This window comes from Streptomyces sp. NPDC020192 (assembly GCF_044388685.1).
Taxonomy (GTDB): Bacteria; Actinomycetota; Actinomycetes; order Streptomycetales; family Streptomycetaceae; genus Streptomyces.
Genome location: NZ_JBIRXG010000033.1, coordinates 1 through 13389, shown reverse-complemented (window position 1 = coordinate 13389; position 13389 = coordinate 1). Strand labels below are relative to the sequence as shown.

At 70.2% G+C, this 13389-nt stretch carries 12 protein-coding genes and 3 pseudogenes; 9 read left to right on the top strand and 6 right to left on the bottom strand.

Annotated features, from left to right (window positions below; all coding sequences use genetic code 11):
• Positions 1-16 precede the first annotated feature (16 nt).
• The 5 genes from ACH47Z_RS39350 to ACH47Z_RS39330 form a co-directional block, all read right to left on the bottom strand.
• On the bottom strand, positions 17-637 hold the full coding sequence (locus ACH47Z_RS39350) for a class F sortase (RefSeq protein ID WP_399082843.1): 621 nt from the start codon (positions 635-637) through the stop codon (positions 17-19).
• On the bottom strand, positions 634-1035 hold the full coding sequence (locus ACH47Z_RS39345; RefSeq protein WP_399082840.1) for a sortase-dependent protein: 402 nt from the start codon (positions 1033-1035) through the stop codon (positions 634-636). Before ACH47Z_RS39345 ends, ACH47Z_RS39350 begins: the two co-directional genes overlap by 4 nt.
• A gap of 644 nt (positions 1036-1679) precedes the next feature.
• A complete protein-coding gene (locus ACH47Z_RS39340; protein WP_399082837.1) occupies positions 1680-2438 on the bottom strand; it encodes a hypothetical protein in 759 nt (252 codons plus the stop codon).
• A 363-nt stretch (positions 2439-2801) separates the two neighbouring features.
• Positions 2802-3122 (bottom strand): hypothetical protein, encoded by a 321-nt coding sequence (locus ACH47Z_RS39335; RefSeq protein ID WP_399082834.1) that lies wholly within the window; start codon positions 3120-3122, stop codon positions 2802-2804.
• A 44-nt stretch (positions 3123-3166) separates the two neighbouring features.
• Entirely contained in the window at positions 3167-3391 is a 225-nt protein-coding gene (locus tag ACH47Z_RS39330; protein WP_399082831.1) for a hypothetical protein, read from the bottom strand.
• 82 nt (positions 3392-3473) lie between these two features.
• Between ACH47Z_RS39330 and ACH47Z_RS39325 the strand changes: the two genes are divergently transcribed.
• The 9 genes and pseudogenes from ACH47Z_RS39325 to ACH47Z_RS39285 all read left to right on the top strand — a co-directional run.
• Positions 3474-4280, top strand: a complete 807-nt coding sequence (locus ACH47Z_RS39325; protein WP_399082828.1) for a VOC family protein — start codon at positions 3474-3476, stop codon at positions 4278-4280.
• Positions 4281-4594: 314 nt separating this feature from the next.
• Positions 4595-5797, top strand: a pseudogene (locus ACH47Z_RS39320) (FAD-dependent oxidoreductase); the annotation flags it as partial.
• Complete coding sequence (locus ACH47Z_RS39315) at positions 5792-6706, top strand: LysR family transcriptional regulator (protein WP_399083042.1); 915 nt, start codon at positions 5792-5794, stop codon at positions 6704-6706. The pseudogene ACH47Z_RS39320 and the gene ACH47Z_RS39315, both read left to right, overlap by 6 nt.
• 707 nt (positions 6707-7413) lie before the next feature.
• Entirely contained in the window at positions 7414-8388 is a 975-nt protein-coding gene (locus ACH47Z_RS39310; protein ID WP_399082825.1) for an aldo/keto reductase, read from the top strand.
• 496 nt (positions 8389-8884) lie between these two features.
• On the top strand, positions 8885-9370 hold the full coding sequence (locus tag ACH47Z_RS39305; protein WP_399082823.1) for a hypothetical protein: 486 nt from the start codon (positions 8885-8887) through the stop codon (positions 9368-9370).
• Between the two features lie 287 nt (positions 9371-9657).
• Complete coding sequence (locus ACH47Z_RS39300) at positions 9658-10842, top strand: YbfB/YjiJ family MFS transporter (RefSeq protein WP_399083039.1); 1185 nt, start codon at positions 9658-9660, stop codon at positions 10840-10842.
• A 93-nt stretch (positions 10843-10935) separates the two neighbouring features.
• Positions 10936-11495, top strand: a pseudogene (locus tag ACH47Z_RS39295) (flavodoxin family protein).
• A gap of 243 nt (positions 11496-11738) precedes the next feature.
• Positions 11739-12041, top strand: coding sequence for a muconolactone Delta-isomerase family protein (locus tag ACH47Z_RS39290; protein ID WP_399082819.1), 303 nt, complete (start codon positions 11739-11741; stop codon positions 12039-12041).
• A gap of 162 nt (positions 12042-12203) precedes the next feature.
• Positions 12204-12446: pseudogene (locus tag ACH47Z_RS39285) on the top strand (nuclear transport factor 2 family protein); the annotation flags it as partial.
• A gap of 694 nt (positions 12447-13140) precedes the next feature.
• Here the strand turns inward: ACH47Z_RS39285 and ACH47Z_RS39280 are convergent.
• Positions 13141-13389: SpoIIE family protein phosphatase (locus tag ACH47Z_RS39280; protein WP_399082816.1), on the bottom strand; the 249-nt coding region annotated here is incomplete at its 5' end.

The window sequence follows — 13389 nt, the reverse complement described above, 5'->3', positions numbered from 1 at the left end:
GGCGGGCGGCAACCGGTCAGTGGCTCGCGGTGCTCAGCGCGGCGAAGACGATCACGTTGTCGAGATAGCCGTCGCCGGTGCGGGGTCCGCCGCACGTGATGAGCCGTAGCTCGGGCCGGTCGACGTCGCCGTAGACCGCCTTCGTCGGAAAGGCCGCCTTGGCGACGGTCCGCACGGAGGTGACGGTGAACTCGGCCGATCTGCCGTTCTCCAGGCGCACCGTGATCCCGTCGCCCCGGCGCAGCCGGTCGAGGTGGCGGAAGACGCCGTCCCCGTAGGCGCCGACCGTGACATGGCCGAGGATCACCGACGGACCCGTCTGGCCCGGCGTCGGGGAGTGCTGGTACCAGCCCGCCTGGTCGTGCGCGGTGATCGGGGGCACCTGCACGCTGCCGTCCTGCGCCAGCCCGAGTCGCATGACCGGGGTGTCGACGCCGATCTCGGGGATCCGCAGCCGCGTCGGGACCGAACGGCCCAGCGGGTACGGCGCGTTCGCCGGGTCCGCGGAGGACCGGGCGGACACGTGCGTGCCGCTGGGGCGGGTGGCCGACGCCCCGTCGCCGCTGTGGCCGGCACAGCTCACGAGCAGCGAAGCCAGCGCCGCGGTGACGAACGCGCGCCTGGAGAGGTGAGTCATGCCCCGGTCGCCCGTCGGCGGCGCACGAGGAAGACCGCCGCGCCGCCCACCGCGAGGGCGCCGGCGGCACCGCCGCCGATCAGCATGCCATCCGAGCCGGAGCTGTTCGAGCCGGTGGTCACGCCGGTATTGGGAGCACCACTCGGTACGACGCCGACCTGGCCGCGCCCCTCGCTCGGCGCGACGGTCGGCACGGGGGTGGCCGCCCGGCTCGGCTCCCGGGTGGGGACCGCGCTCGGCTCCGCGCTGGCCGGCGCGCTCGGCCGGGCCGACGGCGCGGAGGTGGCGGAGGGACGGGGTGTCGCAGACGCGCTCGCCCCGTGGGCGAACGCGGGCACCGTGCTCGCCAGCACGGCGACGCACGCGGCTGCCGTGGCGCTGAGGACTGTTCGGCGCATGAATCGCTCTCTTTCGTCGGCCGGCCCGGTGGGTGGCCGGGCGGGCTGTGTGATGGATCGAGCGGAGAGACGAGACAGGATCAGCAGAGGTTGTAAAGGGTCGGCAAAGTCGCGCGGGGCGCGGGCTGTGAGGCGCGGTCGGTCCTCGGGCCGGGGCATGCCGGTCGCGGGCCAGCCGCCGAGAGGCGGCGGCATGTCAAGCACAAGCGACCCACCGCAGCCCGCTGGGGCCTTGGCGGAGCCGAAGCCGTCCTCAAGCCCCGGGCGCACAACGGCGACTTCGAAACGTACTGGCGCCATCACCTCACCCAAGAACACGAACGCCTCTACACCACCACCGGCCGGCGCGACTACCACCTCACGGCCTGACCAGCGATCTTCCCTCAGCGCGAGCTACACCCATCGACGATCACCACACGCTGGTACGACCACCAACAACACCTGCACGAGCGCTGGCAAAAACGCCACCACACCCAGCACGACTGCGCGGCACAAACAGCGAGGTGCCGACCGTGACGTTGGGCCAGTCCACGGGTGGCGGTGCGGGCGGGATCAGGTCGGGCAAGGCCAGAGAGCCGGAGCCCGGGTCCCGCCCCGGTGCCGCGGAGCCTGGTGCCGGGCTGTCGGACAGGGCGCTGGGGCGCTCACCCTGACTTGTTGTCCGCGATGATCTCCTCGGCCACGGCGATCTGCTTGTCGTAGCCGCTCTGGACAGCGACGGTGATCCCCATGAAGTTCGTGGATTGCTTGCAGGCCATGTCGGTGGTGGCGGTCGCGAGCTCGGCCCGGCTGTGGGTCACGGAGCCGTGGCTGCTCATTGCCGGGGTGCGCCAACGCGGGTCCGTGTAGGCATCCGCAGGAGTCGCGTACACGAACCCGTGCGCCTTCATGCAGGCACTCCATTGGTGGTCGGCGTCTACAACGCGCGGATCGCGCACTGGTTCCTTGGGGCCCCCGCCCGGCATCGCCAACGCATCTGCTCCCAGGAGGAGCGATCCACCAACGGCGTCGAGACCTTCCTTCAGGCAACCTCCCCTGGGCACGGCCTTGCCCTGGAAGAACGTGACCACGGCGCCGGTGTCCTCTCGGCCGAAGTAGACCCGCCGAACCGAATCCGGCATCCGTGTCCGGGACTGGGGCATGACGACGGCGTCGTACCCCTTGGTCGCTGCCTGGTCCGGGACGAAGTAGCCGTAGAGCTGCGATCGCACATCGCGCCGTGCGGTCTCACCCGTTGCCGGGTCCGGGCCGGGCGCCTGTGAGATGCCGAACCGCTTCAAGCACTTGATGCTCGACACACAGGCGGCGCGTTCCACGGTCCGGCTCTGTTCTACAGTGGGAAGGTAAGCGTCGATCGGCCGCACGACCTGGTCGACACGGGTGATGGCGGGAGTCTTGCCCACCGGCGGTAGAGCCGGCCGCCCAGTGTTGGAACGCGCGGCGGACCTGTTCCACCGGCACCGCGACCGCCAGGACGAGGCCGCGTGCTGGCAACTGATCGGCGACCTGGACGCCGCCGCCGGCGTCCACGACCTAGCGCGCCGGCACCGCGGGCGGGCACTGCGGTTATGGCAGACGATCGGTGACATGCAACCAGACGAAGGCTACAGCGCCACCATCGTCGCCGTGACCTGGCTGGGTTCGCCGTGCCGTCTCACGTGCGCTGCCCGAGAGCTGGCGGGCGAGGGCACCCGGGTCGCGGACTGTCGACGACGGCGCAATTCCCCAGGGGCTGTGGTCACGCAATTCTCCAGGACCTGACGGGCTCAGGATCCATCGAACGGTTCGTCACTCCACCTGAACCAAGCATGGCCGTCGTCGATGTGCAGGAGGAACTCCGCGACCGGTCCTGACGGGGCCACCAGCGACAAGGCGCCCGCGATCCGGTCATAGGAGTCGTCGAACCGCTCGTACTCCTCCGCCTCCATCAGAGCCAGCGACGCGTCGAACCACGGCTTCACCTCTGCGAAGGCCCGCGTTGGAAGAAAGCGCCCATTCAGCCACGGAAAGTCGGCCTCGTCGATCGTGATCTCGCCGAGCAGCTTGTCTTGCCGCATCAGTCGCCAGACTTCGCCCTCGAAACCCATCCCGCCAGCTCTCCGATCCATCTCGTGGTGTAGTCGGCAGCCTCTCACGCGGTAAGGACACCTAGGCGGGAGGGCTTGTCCGTGGGGTCCTTGGGCGGCTTGTTGAGCCAGTAGCTGGGGCCGCTCGTGATCACCTGGTGGCTGGTGTTGATCAGCCGGTCCAGGAGGGACTCGGCGGCGATGGGGTTGAGGAAGACATACGTATGCCCCGTATGGACCGCGCCGAGGCCGCCCGTCGGATCACCGCGGATCCGGAGTCGCAGACCCATGTCCTCGTCCTCACCGCGCGCTCCGCCGCCCGCCAGAGTCCGCGGCGCCCACGCCGCGAATGCCCGGGTCGACGAGTTGGGTGTGCCCCTCGTCGAGTACGCGCTCAACGACGCCCATGACCGGGTACGCCCGACGTTGCTTCGAGGAAAGAGTGGCGCTGCTGTGGCTGAGCAGTATCGTGGAGGGGTCTCTTCGGTGCGCTGTATCCGCCAACCCGGTGCGAAAGCCGGCGCGCCGGTGGCGGCCGGCCTGCAGTGGTCTCGGGCCTGGTTGCGCATGCGCAGTCTCTCTTCCACCCGATGGCAGGGCTTCCACAACAACACTGCTGCGGCGCTCAAACAACCCTCACCAGGTGTTTCACAGGCGCACCCCTGCGTGCCAGAGCGCGGGAGTCGTGGCGATCGGCGAGGTGCACAACTGCCGGAAGGGCAGGAGGACTCCACCATGGACATGAAGCTCGAAGTCGTGGTGATCCCGGTCTCCGACGTCGACCGCTCGAAGGGCTTCTACAAGTCGCTGGGTTGGCGGCTGGATGCCGACTTCGTCGCCGGTGACGGCTTCCGCGTGGTGCAACTGACACCGCCGGGTTCCCCTTGCTCAGTGATCTTCGGCAACGGGGTCAGTTCGGCCGTGCCGGGATCTGCGGAGGGCCTGTATCTCGTGGTCTCGGACATCGAGGCGGCACGAGCGGAGCTGGCACGGAACGGGGTTGAGGTAAGTGAGGCCTTCCACGACTCAGGCGGAGTGTTCCACCACGCAGGCAACAAGGACCGGGTGCCCGGTCCGGATCCCGAGCGGCGCAGTTACGCGTCGTTCGCCTCGTTCGCGGACCCGGACGGCAACGGCTGGATGCTGCAGGAAATCACCGAGCGGCTTCCAGGTCGGTGATGCCGCTGTGCCCCTGGCAGGCAGCTGACGGGAGAGAAGCCGATCTCCGTGACATGAGTTCGGCCGGCGAGCAGCCCCAGGCCCTCGTACGTGCGGAACAGGCGCACGGGCGGTACGAGGAGGAGATCGGGCACCGTGATCTGAACTGGCCGCTCTGGTGCGCGCCTCCGCGGGCGAGAGCAGACCGGGCGACTCGACGTCGGCTCGGATGACTCGACGCGAACCGGTGTGGGGTTGCTCGTTCCGGAGCCCGGCGGTCGATGAGTCGCCGCCCGCTGTCGGCGTGACAGGCAGGCGGAGGGCACTGAGCGGTGATGGGAGGAATCGGCATGACCGCGACTGTGGATCCAGACCGCTCAGCGTGGGATGTGATCGTTCTGGGCGGTGCCGCTGCCGGTGAGAACGCCGCCCAATATGCAAGCCAGTTCTCCGGCCTGTCCTCGGTGCTTGTCGAGAACAGCCTGCTCGGGGGCGAATGCTCGTACTGGGCCTGCATGCCCAGCAAGGCACTGCTGCGGCCGGTCGAGGTCGTGGACGCGGCCGCGCATCTGCCGGGAGTGTCAGCCCGCCTGGAGGCCGCCGGGGTTCTCGCCCGGCGTGACCGTGTGATCAATCAACTCGACGACGGCTCGCAGATATCCTGGGCCCTTTCCACCGGTATCGACGTCGTCCGCGGTTACGGACGGCTGATGGGCGAGCGCACGGTGAGTGTGCACCGCCCGGACGGTTCGGCCAGGACACTCACGGCCGGCCACGCCGTGGTCATCGACACGGGCTCCCGCCCGGCCGTACCGGACGCTCCCGGGTTGCGTGCGGCCCTGCCATGGACGTCGCGCGACGTGACCACGATGCGTGAGGTGCCGGATCGGGTGGTCGTCCTGGGCGGCGGCGTGGTCGCCTGTGAGGCGGCCACCTGGCTGCGCGGGCTGGGCGCGAGCGCGGTGTCGATCGTATACCGCGGCGATCGGCTGCTGGCCCGGCAGGAACCCTTCGCAGGCACACTTGTCGGCCAGGCCTTGCAGGACAGTGGCGTGCATCTGTACTCGGGGCGCACCCTGTCTCTGGTCAGGCGGGTCGATCCCCGTGACACCGGGCAGGGTCACATCCACGGCGGGGAAATCAGCCTGACGCTCGACGACGGCACGCTCATGGTCGCCGATGAGCTGGTCGTGGCCACCGGGCGCATCCCGAACACCGAGGACATCGGTCACGACACCGTCGGCCTCCGCCCCGGCGGCTACCTCCCTGTCGACGACCACCAGTGCGTGCGGGAGGTGACCGGCAGCTGGCTGTACGCCATCGGTGACGTGTGCGGCCGCGCACTGCTGACGCACATGGGCAAGTACCAGGCCCGGATCGCCGGAGAGGTGATCGCGGCACGTGCACAAGGCTCCGCCCAACTGCCTTCTTCCGCCGCCGGACACATCGGGCTGCCCCAAGTCGTCTTCACCGACCCGGAGGTCGGCAGCGCCGGAATGACCGAACAGCAGGCACAGGACGCGGGTTTGGACGTGGAAGTCGTCGAGTACGACCTCTTCCTCGCGGTGGCCGAGGAACTGAACTTCGGCCGGGCCGCGAGCCGACTCCTGATCGCCGGTCCGTCCTTGTCCCAGCAGATCAAGGCGCTGGAGCGCGACCTCGGGGTGCGTCTGTTCGACCGGGACCGTCGCTCGGTCACCCTCACACCGGCTGGAGCGGCGCTCCTCCCGGACGCCCGCGCCCTTCTGGACAGCGCCGACGCCCTCCGTCACCGCGCGGCGAGGATCGCCGGCTCGGAGCCTGTCCGGCTCGGCTACGTCAGCTGGCTGCCCGCGGACCTCACCGCGCGGACCTCGGCCGTGGCGCGTGTGCACGTCGATGCCTGGGTCGCGCCCTCGCACACGCAAGCCGCGCGGGTCGCGGACGGCAGCCTCGACCTCGCGGTCTGCTGGGTCCGCCGGGAGGACCTGGACGCACGGGGTCTCAGCTCCCGGCTCATCGGCGCCGACCGCCTGTACGCGGTCTGCGTCGGCCGTGACGCAGCTGAGGTCCGTGCCCGGGACGTCGTTGTTCTTCTGGACGACGATGCGACCACATGGCTCTCCTGGAACGCCTACGCCGAGCAACTTGCCCGCGACACCGGCGCCCGTGCGGCGCGCATTTCCGACGGCGGCATCACAGGGCCGGCGTTCTTCGACCACGTGCGACGATCACGCCGACCGATCCTCAATTCACCGAAGGCCCAGACCACCCCGCTCCCGCCCGAACTGGTAGCCCGTCCCGTGGTCGAGCCGAAGGTCTACTGGACCTGGTCCCTGGTGTGGCGACGCAGTGAGAGGCGCCCTGCTGTGCTGAACACCGTCGACGCCCTGACGGACGGCCTCGGCGACCTCGGCATTCACGACTTCGACGCCTGGCTTCCAGACGACGATCCGTACAAGCAATAGGCATTCACTCAGCCGCCCCGCGCCGTGACGCGCCGTTCCTGTCGCCCGCCTGGCTTTGCCGGTCCGGGCCGGTGTTCTGGTCGGCGGATTCAGGGGGCGTGTGGGGTGCCGAGCATGTCGAAAGGAACCATGGCGTAGGCGGGCTCGGCCGCAGGGTCTCCGGCAGAAGCCTGACGCGCCCCGCGGGGCTGGGCGTGGTGCGCAGCTCGGGGGTGTTTCGGGCGACCCGGGCAGCCAGGTGGCGCAGGTGCTCACTATCGCCCCCAAGGTGCAGCACGCAGCCGAGGAAGTCGACAGCGGTGGGGCTACGGCGGGTCTCCCTGCCGCGCTCCATGCAGGTGTAAGTAGTCGATGCCGGCCCCGGCAATGGCGGCGAGTTCCTGGCAGCGCAGTCCCAGCGTGCGGCGGAGCCCGGGGCTGGTGGGAAGGCCAACCTGCTTGGGGGTGAGCTGTGTTCAGCGGTCTGCCGGTCGCCGCCGTGCACGCTGCTGCAGCGGAGACAGAACGCCACACCATCGGGGCCGCCGCCGCACCGACGTGCGCTGGGAGTCCGGACCTATCAGCTGCGAGGAATCAGGTCCCGGCTCACGTCCCCTTGGCCTTTGACTCCCCCAGCCCTGCCACCTACGTTGCAAATAGACGACCGGTCGTCTGGATATGGCGTCGGTCGCGTCAACCTCCGATCCGCTACGAAGGCAGAACACAGCATGCGCACTATCACCCTGGGCACCCGCGGACCGCAGGTCGGTGTCATCGGCCTGGGCGCCATGGGGATGAGCTTCGCCTACGACATGGCCTCCCCGCGCGACGAAGCCACCTCCGTCTCCGTCATCCACCAGGCTCTTGACCTGGGCGTGACGTTGATCGACACCGCCGACGTCTACGGCCCCTACACCAACGAGGAACTCGTCGGCCGGGCCCTGGCCGGCCGGCGCGAACGCGCGGTGATCGCCACCAAGGTCGGCATGGAGTGCATCGACCCCACCGGCGGCCCCGGCGGTGCCCCGCTGGTCAGGCCCAACGGCCGGCCCGAGCACGTCCGCGCCGGCATCGACGCCAGCCTGCGCCGCCTGGGCACCGACCATGTCGACCTCTACCAGCTCCACCGCGTCGACCCCGACGTCCCGATCGACGAGACCTGGGGTGCCCTGGCCGAGGCCGTCACCGCCGGCAAGGCGCATCACATCGGCCTGTCCGAGGTCAGCGTCGAGCAGATCCGGCGCGCCGAGGCCGTGCACCCGGTCGCCACCGTGCAGTCCGAGTTCTCCCTGTGGACCCGCGACGTCCAGGCCGAGGTGCTGCCCTACTGCACGCAGCACGGCATCGGCCTCCTGCCGTACTCGCCGCTGGGCCGCGGCTTCCTCGTCGGCCGCTTCGCCTCCTTCGACGAACTGCCGCAGAACGACCAGCGGCGGCGTCTGCCCCGCTTCCAGCAGGACAACCTGCGGGCCAACCTCGACATCGCGGTCAAGGTCCGCGAAGTCGCCGACCGGATCGACGCCACCCCTGCGCAGGTCGCCCTCGCCTGGCTGGTCGCCCAGGGCCCGCACGTCGTACCCATCCCCGGCACCAAGACCCCGAAGTACCTCGTCGACAACGCGGGCGCCGCAGACGTCAAGCTGTCCGCCGCCGACCTCGCCGACCTCGACGCCATCCCGGCCCCCGTCGGCGCCCGGTACTGACACCCCGCCACCAGGCGCCACGCGTGAACGTCTCGCCACTTGAGTTGCTTCGCGGCCAAGAGGGTGCCAAACGGTTCGCGATGCGGTTCCCCTGTGTACGCACAGCCCAGCCTCCCGAGCGCCCGCCCGACGTGAGGGGCTGGTAACCGATCGATGATTGGCTGTCCGTTTCCAGGAGACGTACCGCGCCCAGTACCTGTCCCGTGGTGCGCGCTGTGAAGCGAGATGACGCCGCCACCACCCCGCGTGGGCGGCGCGGCTATGACGGCAGCGCAACAGAGCCGGCGCGCGTTGTGCGTTCGGCGCGGGGCCGGCCGTGTTCGTGGCCGCCTCGGCAGCCTGCGGACTCGCGCCGGACCTGCCAGGCGGCAGCCGTCGCCTGGCATCGCCGCTGATGTGGGCGTGCCATGTGACGCAACTTCTATGAGGCTGAGGCTCCCAGCAAAGAGGAAGCCGATCCTGGAGTCTGCCCAGGTGACGGGCGCACTCTGGGCCCATGGGAAACGGACAGCACGTCAGCTACAAGGCTGCGGGCAGCAGACCGCAGTCGGTCACCGCACGGCCGGCCGCCGGGCCGACGGCACTGCTGGAGATCGCCGGCCTGCGACTGCTGACCGACGACGTCGCCGGCGTACCCGTTCAGCACTGCCAGGACGGCTCCCAGCACGTCACTGGCGGAGCTACGGGCTTCACGTTGACCGGCACGGACATGCGCACGGTCTACATCTCCGCCGTGGTGGAGCGGTTCGGTCCGGTCGACCTCGCCCTGCTGCCCGTGGACGCCGCCCGCACCCCGCCGCAGGACGGCTACCCGATGCTGACCGGCGACCAGGCCGCGGAAGCGGCCACCCGCCTCGATGCTCGTCGGGTCGCCCCTCTCCCACGGGGGATCTCAGGTCCTCGCCCCATGCACCGACACGGTCCGCGCCGCCTTCGCCCGACGCGCCATGGGCGTCCGTCTGACCGGCCTCGGAACCGGTGAGCGCTGCATCGTTCGGACTGAACCCCCATGGAAGCTCCACGTCACCGCCTCGGAGCCGCACCCCGGCGACGCATCCGGTGCCAGCAGCACAACGTGACCGCCGCAACCCGCCGAACCCGCCCCGGACGACCGCACCGGCCCCTGCCGTTCCGACTGATCTGCCGAACACCCTCAAGGGACTTCGCATGACCGCAACACCGTCACGAGACGACACCTCCGCCCCCGGAGGCACGCGCTCTTCACCCTGGGTCCACGTCGCCCAAGCCGCTGCCGCACTGGCGACCGGCATGGGTGTGGGCCGCTTCGTCTACACCCCGATCCTCCCGCTGATGCACGCACAGGTCGGGCTGTCGGCCGGGGCGGGTGCGAACCTGGCCACCGCCAACTACGTGGGTTACCTCGTCGGGGCTCTGGCCGGGACCTTCCTGCCGCGGCTGGTGCGCTCCGCGGCCGTGTTGCGCGGCGGCCTGCTGGCGCTGGTCGCCTCCCTGGCCGCGATGCCGCTGACTCACTCCACCACCGTGTGGTTGCTGCTCAGGCTGGGCGCGGGCGCCTTCAGTGCGCTGATCTTCGTCATCGCCGCCAGTTCACTGCTCAGCCACCTGCGCGAACACCCGGCCCACCTGCCCGGCTGGGCGTTCGGCGGAGTCGGCGCCGGCATCGCCCTGTCGGGCCTGCTCGTCCTGGTGCTGCGCACGGTCGGCACCTGGCAGGCCGCGTGGTGGGCTTCCGCAGCCCTGGCCGCGGCGCTCACCCTCGCCGCCTGGGGCCTGCGGCCCGAGCCCGCCCACCGGACGGCCTCTGTCGCGTCCGGGACGCGCGTACGGACGTCCGGGCCGCGTACCCATCGCTGGTTCGGCGCCCTGTTCGCGTCCTACACGCTGGAGGGCATCGGCTACATCATCGCCGGCACCTTCCTGGTCGCAGCCATCGAGCAGACCTCGCCCGGCTGGATCGGCAGTGGCGCCTGGGTGCTGGTGGGGCTGGCAGCGATTCCGTCCTCCGCGGTGTGGGCGTGGCTGGGACGCCGATGGTCCCGCCCCGACCTGCTGATGGCCGCGCTCGGCGTGCAGGCGGTGGGCATCGCACTGCCCGCGCTGGTGGGCGGGGTCGCGGCAGCACTGATCTCCGCGGTGCTCTTCGGCTCGACCTTCATAGGCGTGAGCACGCTGGCCCTCGCGGCGGGCGCGCACCTGCGGTTCCCTCGCGCCGTGGCTCTGCTGACCGCCGGATACTCGGTCGGCCAGATCCTCGGCCCGCTGGTCGCCGCCCCCCTGCTCCGCCACGGCTACCACCAGGCCCTGATCCTGGCCTCCGCCGTCGTCCTGGCCGCGGCGCTCGCCGCCCTGATTCTCCGCATCGGGTTCCCGCACCACATGCCGACGCCGGGTCACCCCGCCCGGCGCTCCGAACCCACCCCCGGCCGCCCACTCGCCTCCCTGGACGCCGCCGAAGCCCAGGCGGCCGAGTGACCGCCGAGCATCTGCCCGCAAAAGACAAACGAGATCAAGCGCACGCGCACCAGCGGGCCCGATTTCAGCTGAGCCCGCTCTCAACTAGTCGACATCGCCGAGATCGCCGAGGAGCTTCGCGACGCCGGCGTCAAGGCCGGCGCAGAGGTCCGCCTGCTCAAGGTCGCCGAACTCGCTCCCCAAGCGGCCATCGACTCCAACCCCGCCCGGGCCGACAACCACGCCGCCACCACGGACATCCCCGAGGCCACCCCCGAGGACATCGACTGGGCCGGCGCCGTCCTCTTCGGCACCCCCACTCGCTTCGGCAACGTCTCCGCCCAGCTCAAGCAGTTCATCGACACCCTCGGCGGCCTCTGGGCCCAGGGCAAGCTCGCCGACAAGGTCTACGCGGCTTCGTCTCCGGCGCCACAGCCCACGCGGGCCAGGAGTCCACGCTGCTCGCCCTCTACAACTCCATCCACCACTTCGGCGGCATCACCGTCAGCCCCGGCTTCACCGACCCCGCCAAGTTCATCGACGGCAACCCGTACGGCACCTCTCACGTCGATGCCCAGGGCAACAACCCCGTCGACGACACCACCCGCGCCACCGCCCGCATCCAGGCCGAGCGCGCCGTCAAGATAGCCGCCGCGCTAAAGGAAGCTGCCTGACAGCCCGCTGGACGCAAACCTGTCGGCACCGCTCCTGCGGCGCCGACCCTCCCCTCCGCCGGAGGTCTGTCCGTCCTCCGGCACAGCGCTGCTGACGAGGATGACAGGTGGCTCCGCTTCGCCGTTCGGCTGAAGCGGCCACACCTGGCCGGCACCACCACGCCTCGCCGCCCGTTGACGATCGGCCGACCATGTCCCCATCGGGACCCACCACCCCTACCGAACTGAGAGAAGGAGAGGACCATGAAAGAGTTCCTGGTCGAGCTCACCACGACCGTGCCCGAGGGCACCGACCCCGCCGAGGTTGATCGACGTCGCGCCGCCGAGGCTGTCCGGGCGAAGGAGCTCGCCTCCGCGGGCCACCTGGTCCGGCTGTGGCGCCCGGTGGGCGAGCTCCGCAGCATTGGTGTGTGGCGCGCCGACGACGAGGCGGACCTGCGCGAGAAGGTCCTCGAAACACTGCCCCTGTGGCCCTGGATGACCGCGGTGGTCACCGCCCTGCAGGCGCATCCCAACGACCCGGGCCCGACCGGCTGCACGGCCTGATCGAGCCGCCCCTTGCGCATGCTCCCTGTGGCGGCCGAGGCGGCCGCAGGGAGCGACGTCAGATCCACTGCCCGTGCGATGCCGCGACCGGGCAGCAGACATGTTCGACGAGCGAGGAACGCCAACCACCGGGCGCCGCCCGTACATGAGAGGAGAACCCTGATGACCAGCACTGCAGCGCAGGAAGCGATTCTGCGTGGCGTCACGGACCGATGGAAGGCTGCGGTCGATGCACACGAGCCGCAGGAAGTCGCCTCGTATTTCACCGAGGACGCCGTCTTCCAAGGGCTTCATCCCTACGCCGTCGGCCGTCAGGGGGTCGCCGAGTACTACGATTCCCAGCCTCTCGGCTTGACGGCCAGCTACCAGGCACTGGAAACACGGCAGTTGGCCGAGGATGTCCTGCCCACTATCAGGTGTCGAAGCTGAATTGACGACCGGAGGATGCGGTGGGCCCTGCCCTGCACCGCTCCCGGCCCCACTGGACGAAGCGCCGGTAGACGATGGCCAGTCGGGGCCGAAGACGGACGGAAGCTGCCACCGGGTGCAGCCGGAAGTGGCTGGGGAGGATCACGGCCGGCCTCAGATGGCGCAGAGTCCCCATGCGGCGACCTCGGCCGCCGTGGGTCGCCGGTCCGGGTCGGCGTCCAGGCACGCCCGGATTGGCGTCGTCGTAGGCGACGGGCCGGTGTCCGGTCCAGCACCAGAACAGAGAGGCGCCCAACCCCCACACATCGGCCGCCGCCGTGGCCTGTACGTGGGTGTCGTCGGGTGTGGACAGGATCGCGTCGGCGATCTCGCGAGCGGTGGTGTGGGTGATCGCACCCCAGCAGGGCAGCCGGTTGGTGATGTCGGGGCGCAGGACAGAGCGAAATCGATGATCCCGGCCGTCCCGTCGCCGGTGATGAGGGTGTTGGTGGGCTGGGCGTCGGCGTGCGCCCACCCGACCGTGTACCGCAGGACCGGATCGATCGCCCATCCTGAGCGACATCCGCAGTGCATGTGCGCGACGTCCATCAGGGATGTCATGCACAAGCAAGCACGCTCAGCCCTCGGATATCGGCCCCGACGCCAGCAGCCCGCCCACAGCCTTCCGCCATCAGTACGGTCGGGTCGTTCGGTCCAGGCGGACGACGACGATGGCGATGTCGTCGTTGGCGCCGCAGGCGAGGCCGAGGCGGGCGAGCAGGGCGTCGGCGAGGTGTTCCGCGCCGAACTCGGTGCAGGTGGCGAGCGTGGAGGTCAGGCGGGTCAGGCCGGCGTCGATGTCCTCACCGCGGCGTTCGATCAGGCCGTCGGTGTAGAGGACGAGGGTGTCGCCGGGGGTGTAGGTCGCGTTGGCCTGGGG

What these genes read in the sequence shown, in the direction of transcription:
- ACH47Z_RS39350 (WP_399082843.1), bottom strand. Translation starts at nt 637, where the DNA reads ATGACTCACCTCTCCAGGCGCGCGTTCGTCACCGCGGCGCTGGCTTCG.
- ACH47Z_RS39345 (WP_399082840.1), bottom strand. Translation starts at nt 1,035, where the DNA reads ATGCGCCGAACAGTCCTCAGCGCCACGGCAGCCGCGTGCGTCGCCGTG.
- ACH47Z_RS39335 (WP_399082834.1), bottom strand. Translation starts at nt 3,122, where the DNA reads ATGGGTTTCGAGGGCGAAGTCTGGCGACTGATGCGGCAAGACAAGCTG.
- ACH47Z_RS39330 (WP_399082831.1), bottom strand. Translation starts at nt 3,391, where the DNA reads ATGGGTCTGCGACTCCGGATCCGCGGTGATCCGACGGGCGGCCTCGGC.
- ACH47Z_RS39310 (WP_399082825.1), top strand. Translation starts at nt 7,414, where the DNA reads ATGCGCACTATCACCCTGGGCACCCGCGGACCGCAGGTCGGTGTCATC.
- ACH47Z_RS39305 (WP_399082823.1), top strand. Translation starts at nt 8,885, where the DNA reads ATGGGAAACGGACAGCACGTCAGCTACAAGGCTGCGGGCAGCAGACCG.
- ACH47Z_RS39300 (WP_399083039.1), top strand. Translation starts at nt 9,658, where the DNA reads ATGGGTGTGGGCCGCTTCGTCTACACCCCGATCCTCCCGCTGATGCAC.
- ACH47Z_RS39290 (WP_399082819.1), top strand. Translation starts at nt 11,739, where the DNA reads ATGAAAGAGTTCCTGGTCGAGCTCACCACGACCGTGCCCGAGGGCACC.